Here is a 12,843-nt window from a genome sequence, read left to right on the forward strand (position 1 = left end):
CGATGAACGCAAACGGCAGCATTGCGGCAAACGGCACCAGCGTCTCGATCCAGAACCTGTCGCTGAATTTCGGTGCGATATCGGTGCTGCAGACGCTCAACCTCGATGTTGCCGAAGGCGAATTCATCGTGCTGCTCGGCCCGTCCGGCTGCGGCAAGTCGACCTTGCTCAACTGCATTGCCGGGCTGCTCGACGTTTCCGAAGGCCGCATCTTCATCAAGGGCAAGAACGTCACCTGGGAAGAGCCCAAGGATCGCGGCATCGGCATGGTGTTCCAGTCCTACGCGCTCTATCCGCAGATGACGGTGGAGAAGAACCTGTCGTTCGGGCTGCGCGTTGCCGGCCTCGCCAAGGACGAGATCGCCAAGCGCATCGCCCGGGCCGCCGAGATCCTGCAGATCGAACCGCTTTTGCATCGCAAGCCGGCGGCGCTGTCCGGCGGCCAGCGCCAGCGCGTGGCGATCGGGCGCGCACTTGTGCGTGACGTCGATGTCTTTCTGTTCGACGAACCGCTCTCCAACCTCGACGCCAAGCTGCGCGCGGAATTGCGCGTCGAAATCAAGCTGCTGCATCGCAAGCTCGAGAACACCATGATCTACGTCACCCACGACCAGATCGAGGCGATGACGCTGGCCGACCGTATCGCGGTGATGAAGGGCGGCGTCATCCAGCAGCTCGATGCGCCGCAGACCATCTATAACCGGCCGGTCAACCGGTTTGTCGCCGGCTTCCTCGGCTCGCCGGCAATGAACTTCCTCGACGGCAGACTGGAGCAAGCTGCAGGCGACTGGCACTTCGTCGCCGAGGATGTGCGGATACCGCTTGCCACCTATGCTTTCGAGAAGGACCCGGTGCCAGGGCCGGCCGTGTTCGGCATCCGCCCCGAGCACGTGGCGTTCAACAGCGGCACGGGATGGCCGTTCGCAGCCACGGCAAATGTCGAGGTCGTCGAGCCCATGGGTTCCGACACGCTGGTCTGGCTGAAGCTCGCCGGCCAGAATTTCACGGTGCGGGTGACAGCCGAGCGCACGCCAAACAACGCCGAGGCGGTCGGCATCGGTTTCGACCCGATGCGCGCCTCGCTTTTCGACGCCGCCACAGGTAACCGCCTCTAGAGCATGATTTAGCCTCCCAAGACTCTTCCACTCCCAAGACTCTTCCACTCCCCCAAGACTCATCCCCCCAAAACTAACCATCCACAAGAAAACGGACAGAGACGATGAACTGGTCATTCCAACTTTACAGCGCCCGCAATTTCCAGCCCTGGGAGGGCGTGCTCAAGATGCTGGGGGAGCTTGGTTACAGCCAAGTCGAAGGGTTCGGCGGCGTCTATGACGGTCCCAAGGCGTTCCGTGCCGAGCTCGACAAGAACGGGCTCGCCATGCCGACCGGGCATTTCTCGATCGACGCGCTCGAGAAGGATTTCGACGGCGTGCGCAGGACGGCCGACGCGCTCGGCATCACGCTGCTCATCTGCCCGTTCCTGAACGCCGAGTTCAGGCCGGCCGATACAGCCGGCTGGCGCGGCTTCGGCGAACGCCTGGCCAAGGTCGGCGAGACGGCCAGGAAAGCCGGCTATGGCTTTGCCTGGCACAACCATGATTTCGAGTTCAAGGCGCTTGCCGACGGCTCGGTGCCGCAGGACCATATCCTGTCCTCCGCGCCCGACATCGGCTGGGAGATGGACGTCGCCTGGGTGGTGCGCGGCGGCGTCGATCCGCTGCCCTGGATCGAGAAGCACGGCAAGCGCATCGTCGCCGTCCATGTCAAGGACTTGGCCAAGCCGGGCGAGGGCCTCGACGAGGACGGCTGGTCCGACGTCGGCCACGGCACCATCGACTGGCCCGGCCTGATCAAGGCGCTACACGCCAAAAGCGCCGCAAAATACTACGTCATGGAACAGGACAATCCCAACGATATCGAGCGCTTCGCCCGCCGCTCGATCGCAGCCGCCAAGACCTATTAGGAGCACACCAGCATGGCAACAAAACTTGGCATCGGCGTCATCGGCTGCGGCAACATCTCGAAGGCGTATTTCTCGCTGGCGCCGCTGTTTCGCGGCATCGAGATGCGCGCCTGCGCCGACATCAACATGGAAGCGGCGAAAGCGCGGGCAAAAGAGTTCAAGCTGCGCGCCGAGACCGTCGAGGGGCTGCTCAAGGCCGACGATATCGACATCATCGTCAACCTGACCATTCCGGCGGTGCATTACGAGGTGTCGAAGCAGATCCTCGATGCCGGCAAGCACGTCTATTCGGAGAAGCCCTTCGTGCTGTCGGTCAAGGAAGGGCTCGACCTGAAAAAACGGGCGGAAAGCAAGGGGCTGCGCATCGGTTCGGCCCCCGACACCTTCCTCGGCGGCGCGCACCAGCTTGTCCGCGACCTCATCGACACCGGCAGGCTCGGCAAGGTCACCAGCGGCACATGTCATGTGATGAGCCATGGCATGGAGCATTGGCACCCCAATCCGGACTTCTTCTTTCAGCCGGGCGCCGGGCCGGTGCTCGATATCGGACCCTATTACATCACCAACCTGATCCAGCTGATCGGGCCGGTGAAGCGGGTCGCGGCCTTCGCTTCGATCCCGATGACGGAACGCATCATCAGCTCGAAGCCGCGCGCCGGCGAAAAGATCCCGGTCTCCACGCCGACGACGATCCACGGCGTGCTGGAGTTCGAGAACGGCGCCGTGGTGACGCTCAACACCAGCTGGGATGTCTGGAGCCACGGCCACGCGCCGATGGAACTCTATGGCGAGGCCGGCACGGTGTTCGTGCCGGATCCGAACTTCTTCGGCGGCGACGTGCGTTTCACCGAGGCCGCCAAGCCGGTCAAGAAGCTGCCGAAATGGCCGCATCCGTTCGGCGTGCCCAACGAGATGCATTCGCAAGGCATGATGGCCAACTACCGCACCGCCGGCCTTGCCGATATGGCGATAGCGATTACCGAAGGCAGGCCGCACCGCTGCTCGATGGAACTGGCGCTGCATGCCGTCGACGTCATGACCGGCCTGTTGCGCTCGGGCGAGACCGGAAAGTTCGTTGCCATGCAGACCAGCTGCGAGCGGCCCGCGGCACTCGGCGTCAAGGCGGCGAAGGAGCTGCTGGCGAAGAAGAAAACGAAGTAGGCGGCGCACCTCCCAAGGACCGCAACAGCCTCTCCCCGTTTGCGCGGGGAGAGGCTAAGGGTGAGGCTGGAGCCGACTTGCCCGTCATCGCGTCGGCAGCCGTCGGGCGCGTTTCGATATGAGATATGAGGATTTCCCATGCCCTATGTCCCCGCCGAGAACCGCTACAAAAAGATGATCTACAATCGCTGCGGGCGCTCCGGCTTGAAGCTGCCGGCGATCTCGCTTGGGCTGTGGCACAATTTCGGCGACGACACGCCGCATAGAACCAAGCAGGCGATTACGCGCAAGGCCTTCGACCTCGGCATCACGCATTTCGACCTCGCCAACAATTACGGCCCGCAGCCCGGCTCGGCGGAGCGGGCGTTCGGCGAGATCCTGCGGAAGGACTTTGCCGGCTATCGCGACGAGCTGATCATCTCGACCAAGGCCGGCTACGAAATGTGGGCAGGGCCTTATGGCGAATGGGGCGGCCGCAAATATGTGCTGGCCAGCCTCGACCAGAGCCTGAAGCGGATGGGGCTCGACTATGTCGACATCTTCTATTCGCACCGCTTCGACCCCGACACCCCGCTGGAGGAAACGATGGGCGCGCTCGATCACGCGGTGCGCTCGGGCAAGGCGCTCTATGCCGGCATTTCCTCCTATAATTCGCAGCGCACCCGCGAGGCCGCCGATATATTGAAGCAGCTCGGCACGCCTTGCGTGATCCATCAGCCGAGCTATTCGATGCTCAACCGCTGGGTCGAGGATGACGGCCTGCTCGATACGCTGGAGGGGCTTGGCGTCGGTTGCATCGTGTTCTCGCCGCTGGCGCAGGGCATGCTGACCGACAAATATCTCGGCGGCATCCCCGATGGCAGCCGCGCCAGCCAGGGCAAGTCGCTGCGCCCGGCATTCATCAACGACAAGTCCGTCGCCAATATCGAGGCGCTGAACGCCATCGCCCGTCGCCGCGGCCAGACGCTGGCGCAGATGGCGCTGGCCTGGGTGCTGCGCAGGGGCAGGGTGACGTCGGCGCTGATCGGCGCCAGCCGGCCGGAACAGGTCGAGGATTGCGTCGGCGCGCTTGAGGCGCTCGACTTCAGCGATGCAGAGCTCGCCGAGATCGACAGCTTTGCCCGCGAGTCGGACATCAATCTCTGGGCGGCATCGGCCGAGCGCAAGGGTCCGTCAAGGAAGTAGGCGACTTCGGCATCTGGTCGCCGAATGAAGGCTTAGATACGCATTCCAAGGAAGGTCGTTACGATCGATTCGGGGTTAGGCCATGAATCAGGAAATCCGGCTTTTTGGCGCCATTGCGGTCCGCCCCGCCGTCGTTGCGCTCATACCTCGGTTCGAAGCGGCCACGGGATTCACAGTTGCGGTCAAGTGGGAGCTCAATCCGACAGTAAAGAAGCAGATTGAGGCTGGGGAAGCTTTTGACCTCGTCATCACCAATCCGAACCTGGTTCAGGATCTGGCCGCCTTGGGAAAGGTCAAGGCGGGGAGCCAGGTAGCGTTCGGCCGGATAGCAATGGGGGTGGCGGCCAAGGCTGGCAGTCGACCGCTCGACATCGGGTCCGTGGAAGCATTCGAACAGGCGTTGAAGAGCGCCAGATCGATCGCCTACGCCAGTGAAGGAACCAGCGGTGGCTACTTCTCCGGTTTGCTGGAACGTTTGGGGATAGCGGATGAGGTGAAGCCCAAGCTGGTGGCCATACCAGGAGGGCAGACAGCGCCGGCCGTGGGACGTGGGGAAGCCGAGTTGGGGGTCGTTCCCGTGACTTCGATTCTCGCGGCCGCTCCCGAGGTCATGCTTGTCGGTCGGTTTCCGGAAGAACTCCAGAGTTACGTTGACTTCGCCATTGGCATCAGCGCCGATTCAACGGACGCAGAAGCTGCCAAGCAGCTGTCGGAATTTCTGATGTCGGCAGCCGTTGATGACATCCTGGCGGCAAAGGGTGTCGAGCGCCGCTAAAAGCGTGCTTGATAAGCAGCGCTGGGAATCCCCTTCTCAAACACGCTCTAACCTTCGGCTGCCTTGAGGTTCCGCGCGGCTTCCTCGAGCGTCGCTCTGTCGTTGCCAAGCCTGTCGATCAGCTCTTGCGCCTGATCACCGGTTATCCCGGTGCGCATCGCCAGTGCCTCGACCGTCAGAACGTCGGAACTGGCGATCGTTCCAGTGGGACCGTGCTCGGCCGCGCCATCATCTGCCGGCACCGTTGTCGCGTCGTCGAGGTCAAGCTCATGTTTCGCCTGCTGCCAATGACGCTCATGTGCGCCGTGCGGGCGGCCCTCGCGCACCCAGATTTCATAGGCTCGCTGCCGAATTTTTTCATGCCGATCGTCGTCCATGGCGGTTCCTCCCTTGTGGCGTTTTCACCAACGCGGGGAGCGCCGGAACGATCCGATGTTGATGCCGAATTCGCAGACATGCCGGACAAAAGCCGGTTTCTCACCGAACAAACACCGGACATACGCGTTTTGCGGAGGAACCTGCACAGTGGGCCGGCCGTTGAGCCGAGCCTGAGCAAAGGAGATTACAATGGCCGACGAACCGAACGAATCCGCAGCACCGAAGATGACTCAACGTGAAGCTCAGGAAGCCCTGGAGAAGCAGGTCGCGCAGCTGAGGCGCGAGATCAACAAGATCAACCGAACCTTGGCCGAACGCGCGGAAGAGGCGATTGAGGACGCCGGCGATTGGTATGGCAACGCTGCTGAGCGCGCCTCGCGGACGGCACAAGCCCTGCGCAACAGGGCGCAGACAGTGTCCGGGGTTGTCCAGGAGAATCCCGGCACAATATCGTCCGCCTTCATACTCGGAGCGGCCGTAGGGGCGCTACTGGGCCTCGCCTTGGCCGCCACAGACCAGCGCCGCGATCGCTGGTTCTAGTCCCAACCTAAGGTTCCGGGCAGAAACGGCGGGATTGCTCCCGCCGTCATTCAGCAAATGACACCGGTCAGGGCGTGGCGGGCTTCTGCGCCGTGCCGAGGGCTTTGGGCGCTGCCGGCGCTGCCGTCTTCATCTTCTCTTCGATCCAGCCGGTGTAATTGGCCAGCCGCGTGTAGATGCCGTAGGCGTTCTTGTGGCCGCAGGCGGTGCTGCCGTCGGCCGGACCTTCGCCCCAGCTGACGACGCCGACCTGCACCGGGCCATCGGCGCCGGTCATGAATAGCGGTCCGCCGCTGTCGCCGTTGCAGGCGTCGCGCTCGCCGCTTGCGGTGCCGGCGCAGATCATGTTGCCGGTCAGCGGATCGGCCATGTCAGCTGCAATCGCGTTGGCGGCCGCCTCGATGCCCCTTTCCGAGTAACGCATGCGGCGGGCGAGCTCGCCGAGCGCTGCCTTCAAATCATGCGCATAAATCGCCTTGATGCCGCTGTTGCAGGTTGCGTTCGGCTGGAGGTCCAGGTCGGCGACCATCAGCGCGGTGGGAAACGCTCCGTCCTGCATCTTGCCCCAACCGGTGACCGTCGTCTTACCGGTGTCCGGTGTCGGCTCACGGGCAATTTTGATGGTCGGAGCATCGGCCGGCTCGGCCAGCCGGATCAAGCCGAGATCGTTGTCCAGCGTCTGCTCGCTATAGCCCTCGTTGACGATGATCTCCGCCGCCTTGTAGCGCTTGCCCTCGCTGAGATCGGTGGCGCCGGTGAGCACGGTGACCATATCAGGCGAAATCGGCTCGCCGTCGTCATTGAGGCAGTGCGCCGCCGTCAGCACCCATTGCGGCGCGATCAGGCTGCCGCCGCAGAACTGCGCATTCGCCTGCGAGGCCGGGCTTTTGTCCAGTCTGTTGGTGGTCAACAATGCCACCTGGAACGGGTAAGCGCCCTTCTCGGCCTCTTTGCCGCCGTAGACGCGATCGGCGCCGTCGGGGTTCTCCGCCTTGGCCTTGGCCCTGGCCTCGGCCACGCGTTTCATCGGCGAGATCGCCGCCTCCGGCCGCGCGGCCGCGTCCGTGGCATGAACGGAATTGACGGCCGGCAAGGCCGCCGCGATGCCGAGCAGTGCGGCGGCGGCAATCGGTCTGAACCTATGGATGATCTTCACCTCGAACCCCCTGAGACGATGTTCCCGACAGGTCAGTCGCCGACGCATGATCCACTGAAATGGAACCGGCCGGTGAGATCATGCTCCACGGCGAAGCATGATCCGTCACAAAGCCGAGCACCATTTCTGCTAGTCGTGCTGTCGAGCCAAACCCGCCCAAAATCCTATAGCCCCCCACGGGCTATGTGGAAGCAATTTGTCGTTGCCAATGTTGGATTATTTTAGGCAGTATACCGTTGCAGGCATTTTTGGCGGGGACCTAAACTGGCTGCACTGAATAATGGCCCGGTAAAGGCACCGGTAACCAATTTCATTTTTCTGCGCCACCACGATCTCGACAATATTTCTGTATCTTGATCCAGTCCTTGCTGACTTTTGGGAGAGTCTCACCATGACAAAACTGACATATAGCATTATTGCGTCCGCGTTGCTTTCCACCGCAATGTGGGCGGTTCCTGCCTTGGCAGCCGATCCAGGTTCCGCCAATGCCGGCAACGGCGAAAGCATGCGGGATGTGACATCGGGCGATTACAAGCCCGGCCGGGCGAAACCGATCGCCCCGCCGAAACTGACCGAGGACGAGGCCAACCGCGCCGCGCCGCTCACCGACGAAGCAACGGCCGTCAAATCCTATGGCATCGTCGGCCGCTCCGCCGATGGCAAGGACATCAAGATCGATCCGAACGAGACGCTGAAGGACCTTGTCATCAAGGAAATGAACGCGCCCGCCGAGGGACAGAAGTCCGAGAATTCCGGGCTGAGCGGAGGCGAAGAGGCCGGCCGCCAGGTGTTCGGGACGGACGACCGGGAGCAGATCAAGAATACCAAAACCTACCCGTTCACCGCGATCGGCTACCTCGAAGGCAAATCGAAAAGCGGCAGCTATGGCAGCTGTTCGGCAACACTGATCGGCCCGCGCACGGTGCTCACCGCGGCGCACTGCCTCTACAGCCACGAGGACAAGGCCTGGCTCGACGACATCCTGTTCGTGCCGGCTCTCAACGGCAAGACTGCCGACGACGCACCGTTCGGCGCCTTCACCTATGAAAGCGCCTATATCATCCAGGGCTTCATCGACAATTACCAGGGCTTTTACGGCTCGGTCGTGCCATGGGATCTCGGCATCGTCACCTTGAAGCAGGATGTCGGCACCAACCTCGGCTGGCTGGGCTATGCCAATTATGTGGATCTCGGCGATTTCACCGCCAACATCGTCGGCTATCCCGGCGACAAGCCGATGGGCACGATGTGGAAGGCGACCTGCGAAGTGCTCGCCGAACACATCGCCACCGAGTATTTCCAGTACGACTGCGACACGTATCCAGGATCGAGCGGCAGCTCGGTCTATGCCTACGACAATGGCTCCAAGCAGCGCGTCATCACCGGCGTGAACGTGGCCGAGAGCCCGGATGCCAACACAGCCGTGCGTCTGAACGCCATCAACGTCCAGTGGATCAACAGCCTGTACAAATAGGCCTGCAGAGTTTCCGCCGCGATCGTCGCGGAAAACCGGCCGGCGGCGGAGCATTTCCGTCGCCGGCTTTCGCATTTTCGGGAATTATCTGGACTGGGCCGAGGGTGGCGCCTGGCGGACATAGTTCTCGATCGGCTGGGCGAAAGTCGGTGAACCGGCCTTGCGTTCCTTGTCGATATAGCCGGCAAAATAGCTCCAGAACGAAGCGGCATAGTCGCGGAAATAGGAGTCGGCGACCTCACGCGAGCACAGCCTGCCTTCGACGCAGAAGGAAAGGCGGTTGAGGAAATAGACGATGCGGTCGAAATTGTCGCTGAACTCGGCAAGCGGCATGTCGCCGCCGGTTGCGCTCATCGCTTCGATGCCGATGCGCTGCCTGAACACCTGTTCCTCGGTCGGCGTCGGATTGGCACTGAGCAGATTGCCGTATTTGGCGTTGAGCGCCGCCAGGCGTTGCTTGAGGGCCCGTTGCGCCTGCTGGTAGTCCTTGCTTTCCCAGAGCTCGACCAGCGACATCGTCTGCTCGACGCGCTTCTGCTCCTGGTTCGCTAGGAACTGGTAGACCGAAAAGATCAAGGTGAAGATGATCGCCAGGCGCACCAGCAATCCGGACCAGGCATAGACGAGCATGCGCCAGTCGCGATCGGTGAACGGGTTCGCCTCCTTCTTGACCTCGTGATTGCTCACCCACGGCAGGCCTTCGACGGTTTCCGGCAGCGACACCGGCTTCTTTTGCGGTACCGGCGCCGTCACTACCTGCTGCGTTGCGTTGCCCCCCGCTTTCGTCATCCGCAGCTGTCCAGTTCTATGGTGGCGGACGGGTCGAGCACGATGCCCGGCGCCTCCAGCTTCTTCTTCAGGCAATCCAGCTGCGCCCGCGAAACGATGAACTGCACGTCAGGCGCCACCTGCGCCTTGCTCGGCGACGGCAATGGTTCGACCACGCCGCGCGAGGCGCAGCTGCTGAGATCGACGACAACGGCGGTGTTGCCGGTTTTGGCGATCCGGTCGTACTGGTCGAGAAAGCAGCTCGCCAGTTCGGAGTTGATGACGACCTCCTTGGCGCAGAGGCCGCAAGCCTCGTCCGCCGAAGCATTGGCGGCCAGCAACAGCCCGGCGACAAGGCCGGCGGTTGTTGCGCGCCACGAAAATACGATCCTGTTCACGAACGCCCTCATCCGTTCCGTTCGGCCGCCGGCAGCGGCGGTCGAAGAATGTTCATTATCAGCCGATTAGGCAAGAGGCCCGGCCGGGCACCTGACCCCGCCTCAGGCGCGCGGCACCGTCTCCATCGGGAAGATCATCACGGCGCCCTTCGATCCCTTGTCGTCGGTGAGCCGCATGGCCGAACGCGTCGCCGGCGCCATGCTGATATCGGCCAGCATGTCGGCGAAGCTTGGCTGTCCCAGTCCGCGCGTTACCGAGACAACCCCCTCTTGCGCCAGGAAGCTCAGATCCTGCTTCTCGCTCTGCGGCGGCGCCTCGGTCAAGACGGCGATCATCCGCTCCATGCCGAAGCTGGTGTCGGTGAATTTGAACAGGCCTTCCTCGAGCACGGCGCCTTCGGTCAGGCGCTCGGCAAGAAAATGCTGGATGGAATAGTCGGAGCCGACGTAGAGCACGTTGATGTCGACCAGGTTGGTCGAACCGTTCCTGGCCAGTACGTGGACCTGATCGTCGGGCGAAACACGCGGCACCGTCGACGGTTCGATCGGCTGCAGCGTGTCGCTGTCAAAACGCTTGATCCGGAACTCGACGCTGACCTCTTCCGGCCGATAATCGGAAGCGGCGGCCAGCCTCGACAGGCCGATGGCGCGGAAGATTTTCGTCAGATTCCCTGCGGCGGCCTCGATCAACTTTTCGCGGCCGTCCGGATGAATGACGATCAACGGCGGCTTGTTGCCGTCCTTGAGCGTCATGTCGCCCGAAGCCGGCAGGAACCACAGCGCCGGCGTGTCGGTGGCATCTTCTGCGGCGCCGGCAATGGCGTTCTCGCGCAGCACTGCGAGACGCAGATCTGCGCTCTTGCCGGGCTCGACCAGCGCGATGTGGAACCCTGAGTTCTCCCTGGCCGCCAGTTCGTCGAGAACCGAGTTCGCCAGCGCGGCCTCTTTCTCGAGGCCTTTGGCCGCTGCCGGCCGCGCGACCACGAGCTTGTAGTCGACGGCGAGCTCGGCCAGCCGCGCATAGGCATTGGCGGGGATGTCGGCCAGCTTGAGCGCCGGCTTGCCGCCGAACTCGACCGGCTTGACCCGGCTTTCCAGGTTTTTCGCCGACTGAACCTGGAGATAGCCAAGCGCCTCGGACAGCGGCGACAGCGCCGACGGCAATATTGCGAGCCTGCTGCCGGGGGTGAGGCGATGCAGCAACCCGGCGCCGATCGTGGCTTTGTCGTTCTCGATGACGATCGGCCATTGCATGACCGCCTCGGTCTTGTCGGTGCCGAAGACGCGTGCGTCGAGTTCTCCCTCGAACAGCGGCGTTGGCCGGGTGCGGCCGTCCGCCGAATATTGCTGCAGCACGGCCTGGCCGAGCTGGCGATAAGTGATGTTGGGGTTCTCGGCCAGTTTCGACAGGATGGTGAAGGTGAACAGCCCGAAACGCGGTGCATCGGCCGTGCCCTTGGGCAGCGGCATCTCGGGCGTCGTCTCCACCGTCTGCGCCGCGTAGAAGGCGACCAATTTGCCCTTGGTGGTCGGCTCGGCGCCGGTCGGCGTCAGCTTGAAGGCCGGCTTGCGCTGCCCGTCCTCGTCAAAGCCGCGCGGCGCGGCCGACGCAATCTCGTCATAGGCTCTCACCGCAGCCGCCCTGGCAGCGTCGTCGCCGCCGACCAGATCGGCGAACTCGACCTTGCGTTCCAACTCGTCGTCGACCTCGGCGGCGCGCGTCGCCGTGCCGGAATGGCAGCAGTCGAACACGGCCCAGATAAAGGCGCCCTTGTCGCGAATAGCGTCGAGCGCGGTGCCGATCTCGTTGTCGACCAGCGCATTGGGCACGCCCTTTTCGCGGTTCACCCATTTGTCGATGTCGGACGGCAAGAAAATCTCGTCGAGGCCGTCCGTCTCGTCGCCCTTGTTCGCTGCCGGCTGCTGCGCGCCGTGACCGGACAAATGCAGGTAGACGAAATCGTCGCGCTGGACCTTGGCGGCAAGATCGGCCAACGCCGCCTTGATCGCCGCATGTGTCGGCGGTCCGTTGGCGCCTTCGACATCCTTGGCGAGCAGCGTGACGTTTTCGGCCAGGAATTTTACCGGCGCGGGCGTGTTCCCCAGGAGGTAATCGCGCACCAGGCCGGCATCGTTTTTCGGTCCGATCAGCCAGTTTTTCTTCGGCAGGTTCGGGTAATCGGTGCAGGCAACAAGCAGCGCATGGTAGGTGCGCGCCGCTGCGAATGCCCGAAACGGCACCAGGCCGGCAGCGGCCAGCGCGGACGTGCCGGCAAGCAGCGTCCGCCGCGTCACTTTGATCATGATTGCTTCCCCAAGCCCGATCGAATTTCCAAGCACGGCCAGCCTGGCCGAGGATTTTGTCAGTATTTTGAATATGGCGTCGCCGGCCAGCCGACCACCGGCTGCGAATAGAAACAGTAGCAAAAATGGCAGTTCGTCGCTATCTCAGTGGAAGAGGTCCGACTGCTTGCGAAATGGCAGCGATCGGCACGGAGCGGCTTGGAACAGGATCATGGCGGCAAGGGATGTACTGACGAAGAACCAGCTTTGCGTTCTCGAGAAGCTCGAGGCCGCCAGCGGCCCGCTCAGCGCCTATACGTTGCTCGACCAACTGCGCGAGCGCGGTTTTCGCGCGCCGCTGCAGGTCTACCGGGCGCTCGACACGCTGGTGAAATCCGGCTTCGTGCACAGGCTCGAAAGCCTCAATTCCTTCGTCGCCTGTGCCGAGCCGCACGACCACAGCCATTCGATGACGGCGTTTGCCATCTGCGACACCTGCGGCCAGGTGACCGAGTTCTCCGACCACGATGTCGGACACCGGCTCGACGAATGGGTGCGTTCGACCGGCTTCGCCGCCAAGAAGGCGGTGATCGAGTTTCGTGGGACATGTGCGAAGTGTTTGGCTGAAGCGGCTTAGCAAGCCCGAAGGCAACACTTCGAAGGCGGCGGGGCAGTATTCACGCCTCGCTGGTGGGCTCACGATGGTTCCTATGGTTTGGCGATAGCCTCCATGAGGCGGAAGCCGCCAGTCAACAAACG

13 protein-coding genes are annotated in these 12,843 nt (G+C 62.9%); 8 read left to right on the forward strand and 5 right to left on the reverse strand.

What is annotated here, in order from left to right:
- Nucleotides 1-2 precede the first annotated feature (2 nt).
- The 5 genes from NKI29_RS14810 (at nt 3) to NKI29_RS14830 (ending at nt 5,087) form a co-directional block, all read left to right on the forward strand.
- Nucleotides 3-1,115 carry an ABC transporter ATP-binding protein gene (locus NKI29_RS14810; protein WP_352448362.1) on the forward strand — a complete coding sequence of 371 codons (1,113 nt, stop codon included), beginning with the start codon at nt 3-5 and terminating at the stop codon, nt 1,113-1,115.
- A gap of 104 nt (nt 1,116-1,219) precedes the next feature.
- Nucleotides 1,220-1,966, forward strand: coding sequence for a sugar phosphate isomerase/epimerase family protein (locus NKI29_RS14815; RefSeq protein ID WP_352644085.1), 747 nt, complete (start codon nt 1,220-1,222; stop codon nt 1,964-1,966).
- Nucleotides 1,967-1,978: 12 nt separating this feature from the next.
- Nucleotides 1,979-3,127, forward strand: coding sequence for a Gfo/Idh/MocA family protein (locus tag NKI29_RS14820; protein WP_352633787.1), 1,149 nt, complete (start codon nt 1,979-1,981; stop codon nt 3,125-3,127).
- A gap of 138 nt (nt 3,128-3,265) precedes the next feature.
- Nucleotides 3,266-4,312 (forward strand): L-glyceraldehyde 3-phosphate reductase, encoded by a 1,047-nt coding sequence (mgrA, locus tag NKI29_RS14825; protein ID WP_352644086.1) that lies wholly within the window; start codon nt 3,266-3,268, stop codon nt 4,310-4,312.
- Nucleotides 4,313-4,394: 82 nt separating this feature from the next.
- Nucleotides 4,395-5,087 carry a molybdate ABC transporter substrate-binding protein gene (locus NKI29_RS14830; RefSeq protein WP_352568257.1) on the forward strand — a complete coding sequence of 231 codons (693 nt, stop codon included), beginning with the start codon at nt 4,395-4,397 and terminating at the stop codon, nt 5,085-5,087.
- Nucleotides 5,088-5,134: 47 nt separating this feature from the next.
- On the opposite strand, the gene NKI29_RS14835 is transcribed toward NKI29_RS14830, so the two are convergent.
- Entirely contained in the window at nt 5,135-5,464 is a 330-nt protein-coding gene (locus tag NKI29_RS14835; protein ID WP_352577436.1) for a DUF2934 domain-containing protein, read from the reverse strand.
- A gap of 190 nt (nt 5,465-5,654) precedes the next feature.
- On the opposite strand from NKI29_RS14835, the gene NKI29_RS14840 reads away from it, so the two are divergent.
- On the forward strand, nt 5,655-6,005 hold the full coding sequence (locus NKI29_RS14840) for a hypothetical protein (RefSeq protein WP_023675228.1): 351 nt from the start codon (nt 5,655-5,657) through the stop codon (nt 6,003-6,005).
- A 67-nt stretch (nt 6,006-6,072) separates the two neighbouring features.
- Here the strand turns inward: NKI29_RS14840 and NKI29_RS14845 are convergent, their stop codons facing one another.
- Entirely contained in the window at nt 6,073-7,161 is a 1,089-nt protein-coding gene (locus NKI29_RS14845; RefSeq protein ID WP_352568255.1) for a S1 family serine peptidase, read from the reverse strand.
- A gap of 391 nt (nt 7,162-7,552) precedes the next feature.
- Here NKI29_RS14845 and NKI29_RS14850 point away from each other — a divergent pair, with 391 nt between their 5' ends.
- A complete protein-coding gene (locus NKI29_RS14850) occupies nt 7,553-8,635 on the forward strand; it encodes a trypsin-like serine peptidase (protein WP_352568254.1) in 1,083 nt (360 codons plus the stop codon).
- Between the two features lie 84 nt (nt 8,636-8,719).
- On the opposite strand, the gene NKI29_RS14855 is transcribed toward NKI29_RS14850, so the two are convergent.
- The 3 genes from NKI29_RS14855 to NKI29_RS14865 all read right to left on the reverse strand — a co-directional run bounded on the left by NKI29_RS14855 (nt 8,720) and on the right by NKI29_RS14865 (nt 12,105).
- On the reverse strand, nt 8,720-9,424 hold the full coding sequence (locus NKI29_RS14855) for a DUF4760 domain-containing protein (RefSeq protein WP_352577438.1): 705 nt from the start codon (nt 9,422-9,424) through the stop codon (nt 8,720-8,722).
- Complete coding sequence (locus tag NKI29_RS14860; protein ID WP_352796599.1) at nt 9,421-9,801, reverse strand: hypothetical protein; 381 nt, start codon at nt 9,799-9,801, stop codon at nt 9,421-9,423. The genes NKI29_RS14855 and NKI29_RS14860 overlap by 4 nt, the downstream gene beginning before the upstream one ends.
- Nucleotides 9,802-9,903: 102 nt before the next feature.
- Nucleotides 9,904-12,105, reverse strand: a complete 2,202-nt coding sequence (locus tag NKI29_RS14865; RefSeq protein WP_352620243.1) for a caspase family protein — start codon at nt 12,103-12,105, stop codon at nt 9,904-9,906.
- Between the two features lie 211 nt (nt 12,106-12,316).
- Between NKI29_RS14865 and NKI29_RS14870 the strand changes: the two genes are divergently transcribed.
- Complete coding sequence (locus tag NKI29_RS14870) at nt 12,317-12,721, forward strand: Fur family transcriptional regulator (RefSeq protein WP_023675234.1); 405 nt, start codon at nt 12,317-12,319, stop codon at nt 12,719-12,721.
- Nucleotides 12,722-12,843 lie beyond the last annotated feature (122 nt).

Source organism: Mesorhizobium sp. M0678 (assembly GCF_040320505.1).
Classification (GTDB): domain Bacteria; phylum Pseudomonadota; class Alphaproteobacteria; order Rhizobiales; family Rhizobiaceae; genus Mesorhizobium.